Annotated in this window: 4 protein-coding genes; 2 read left to right on the top strand and 2 right to left on the bottom strand. The window is 71.7% G+C overall.

Annotation, left to right across the window (positions count from 1 at the left end; genetic code table 11):
* Positions 1–8 precede the first annotated feature (8 nt).
* Positions 9–773, bottom strand: coding sequence for a methyltransferase domain-containing protein (locus tag AC3EUJ_RS37035; protein ID WP_431969376.1), 765 nt, complete (start codon positions 771–773; stop codon positions 9–11).
* A gap of 79 nt (positions 774–852) precedes the next feature.
* Here AC3EUJ_RS37035 and AC3EUJ_RS37030 point away from each other — a divergent pair, with 79 nt between their 5' ends.
* A complete protein-coding gene (locus tag AC3EUJ_RS37030) occupies positions 853–1482 on the top strand; it encodes a CGNR zinc finger domain-containing protein (RefSeq protein ID WP_431969374.1) in 630 nt (209 codons plus the stop codon).
* Here AC3EUJ_RS37030 and sodX read toward each other — a convergent pair.
* A complete protein-coding gene (sodX, locus tag AC3EUJ_RS37025; RefSeq protein ID WP_431969372.1) occupies positions 1386–1820 on the bottom strand; it encodes a nickel-type superoxide dismutase maturation protease in 435 nt (144 codons plus the stop codon). The two genes, AC3EUJ_RS37030 and sodX, sit on opposite strands and share 97 nt — an antisense overlap.
* A 138-nt stretch (positions 1821–1958) precedes the next feature.
* Between sodX and sodN the strand changes: the two genes are divergently transcribed.
* Entirely contained in the window at positions 1959–2354 is a 396-nt protein-coding gene (gene sodN, locus AC3EUJ_RS37020; protein ID WP_018563636.1) for a superoxide dismutase, Ni, read from the top strand.
* The last annotated feature ends 415 nt before the right edge of the window (positions 2355–2769 follow it).

The following is a 2769-nucleotide window of genomic DNA, read 5'->3' as shown; positions in this document are numbered from 1 at the left end:
GGTACGGATCACTTCAGCCCGAGGACGATCGCATCCGACACCGAACGCCAGACCTCCCGCGCCTCGCCGAAGCCGGCGTCCCGCAGGGCCGCGGCGTGCCAGGCCGGGGGCAGTTCGTCCCCGTCGGCGTGGGAACCGTAGATCACGAACCGCTCCTCGGTGGGACCGGCCAGCACCGGGTCGGCCTTGGCGGTGGCCCACCACTGCTCCCAGTCCAGCGCCCCCTCCGCCCTCCGCCGCTCGCGGCGGGCCCGGTCCAGTTCGCGCACGGCCGCGTTGAGCCGGGGCGTCGAGGTGTCGGGCATGTGGTCGGCGTTGAGGAAGACCCCGCCGTCCCGCAGCAGGCCGGCCAGCGTCCCGTACAGGGCCCTGAGCGGCTCGGGCTTCAGCCAGTGCAGGGCGGTCGCGGTGAGCACGGCGTCGTACGAGTCGTACGGCAGGGCCCGCGGCCAGAGCGGGTCGCGCAGGTCGGCGGTGACGAACTCGATCCTGCGCTCGCCGGCGAAGTGGCCGCGGGCGATCGTCAGCAGCGCCGGGTCGAGGTCCACGCCGGTCGAGCGGGCCCCCGGGAAGCGGCGCAGCAGCCGGTCGGAGATGCTGCCGGTGCCGCAGGCCAGGTCCAGCACCCGGGGCTCGGGGCCGGTCAGCGCCTCCACCATGTCGAGCATGACCCGGAACCGTTCCTCCCGGTCCGGCAGGTACCACTCCTGCTGCCGGTCCCAGCTGTCCTGCCAGGCCTGCCAGTCGGTCGCCGCGGCGGTGGTGCCGGACATACGATCCCCTCCAGTCGTAAATACCCTTTGAGCAAGAGCAGTCATTACCGACCCTAGAGCGCACGCGTAAGGACTACAAGTGGAACTCGCCTATTACTCTGACTACGCCGTGCGCCTGGTGAACAGCGAGGAGCCCGAGCGCGGGATCGACAACCTGACCTCGGTCGACGCCGTGCGCGAGCTGTTCGGGCCGGCCAGCCAGGCGGCGGGTCGCGCCGGCGACGCCGACGTGCAGCGGCTGCGCACCGTCCGCACCCGGCTGCGCGGCGTGTTCGAGGCCGCCTCCGAGGGCGACGAGGTGCGCGCCGTCGACCTGCTGAACGCGCTGCTGCTGGAGTTCCCGGTCAGCCCGCAGATCTCCGGCCACGAGTACCTGGACGACAGCGGCCGCCCCGACTGGCACATGCACCTCGCCGAGCACGCGGCCACGGCGACCGCCTCCTACGCCGCGACCGCCTGCATGGGTCTGGCCTTCCAGCTCACCGACCTCGGTGTGGACCGGCTCGGCATCTGCCAGGCCACCACGTGCCGCAACGCCTACATCGACACCTCGACCAACCGGTCCCGCCGCTACTGCTCGGACCGCTGCGCGACCCGCGCCAACGTCGCGGCCTACCGCGCCCGCAAGCGCCTGGAGAACGAGCGGTCCGCCCTGAGCGGCCTGACGCAGGACACCAGCCAGCCCGCCACTCCGGCCGCCGACCGCTGAACCTCGCGCGGCGGCCGGAAGCGCCCGCGTCCCCGGGCGAGCACCAGCTCGTCCGGGACGGTGCCGAACTCCCTGCTGTCGTTCTCCACGAAGGTGTTGTCGCCCAGCACCCACCAGCCGCCCTCGCGCCGCTCCACGGCGCGTTTGACGATCAGCAGGTCCTGCTGGAGCGGATGGCGCAACACCACCACGTCACCCTCACGGACCTCCGTGGCGCTCCTGACGTGCTGCACCAGCAGCCAGTCACCATGCTGCAGCGTCGGCACCATCGACGGACCTGTCACCTCGACCAGCTGGTACGGCACGCTCCTCCTCTGCCCAGCCCCGGGCTCACGCATGCTCAGCCTCCTCCTCCATGCTCCACCAGCCCAGGGTGACACCAGACTTTTGTCCTAAGCACCAAGGGGCGCCCGAGAAAACCACACGACAGGGGAGTAATCTCCCTGGTGGAAAGACGATCACGAGGAAGGACAGTCATGCTCGCTCGCCTGTTCGCGCCCAAGGTCAAGGTCAGCGCCCACTGCGACCTGCCCTGCGGTGTCTACGACCCGGCCCAGGCCCGCATCGAGGCGCAGTCCGTCAAGGCGGTCCAGGAGAAGTACCAGGCCAACGAGGACCCGCACTTCCGGGCCCGCGCCATTGTCATCAAGGAGCAGCGCGCGGAGCTCGTCAAGCACCACCTGTCGGTGCTGTGGAGCGACTACTTCAAGGCGCCGCACTTCGAGAAGTACCCGCAGCTGCACCAGCTCTTCAACGACGCGCTGAAGGCGGGCAGCGCCGCCAAGGCCTCGACCGACCCGGCGACCGGCCAGAAGCTGCTCGACCTGATCGACCAGATCGACGCCATCTTCCAGGAGACGAAGAAGGCCTGATCCGGCATCGGCCACCGCGCCCGGTCCGGGCGGCCCCGCAGGGGCCCGCGGACCGGGCGCGGTCGTACGCCCCCCGATCGGGGGGCGTGCCCGCGAGACAGTGCCTCCGGCGAAATCGATGAATGGCCGCCATGGCGCGCCGGCCGGGCCCGTGTGGCACACCTCGACGCTGACGGCCTGGGCACCTCCACGCGGGCCCACTGGGCCGCCCCCGCCGGGCGGACCCCCCGGGCCGGAGGCAAGTGACGGCCCGGGGGGCGCTTCCGCGGGGCACCGGCGCGCCGGGCCGAGCCGTCACTCGCGCTCCCGCGCGCACGAACGCACGCGCTCCGGAAGGGCGGAGGCAAAACCGCGGAAGTTCGGGTACGGGGCGCCACCGTTTTGATGGACTCGCCCCCGTGGCGGAACCGATCCC

The organism is Actinacidiphila sp. bgisy160, from assembly GCF_057707815.1.
This window is presented reverse-complemented; position numbering and strand designations above follow the sequence as displayed.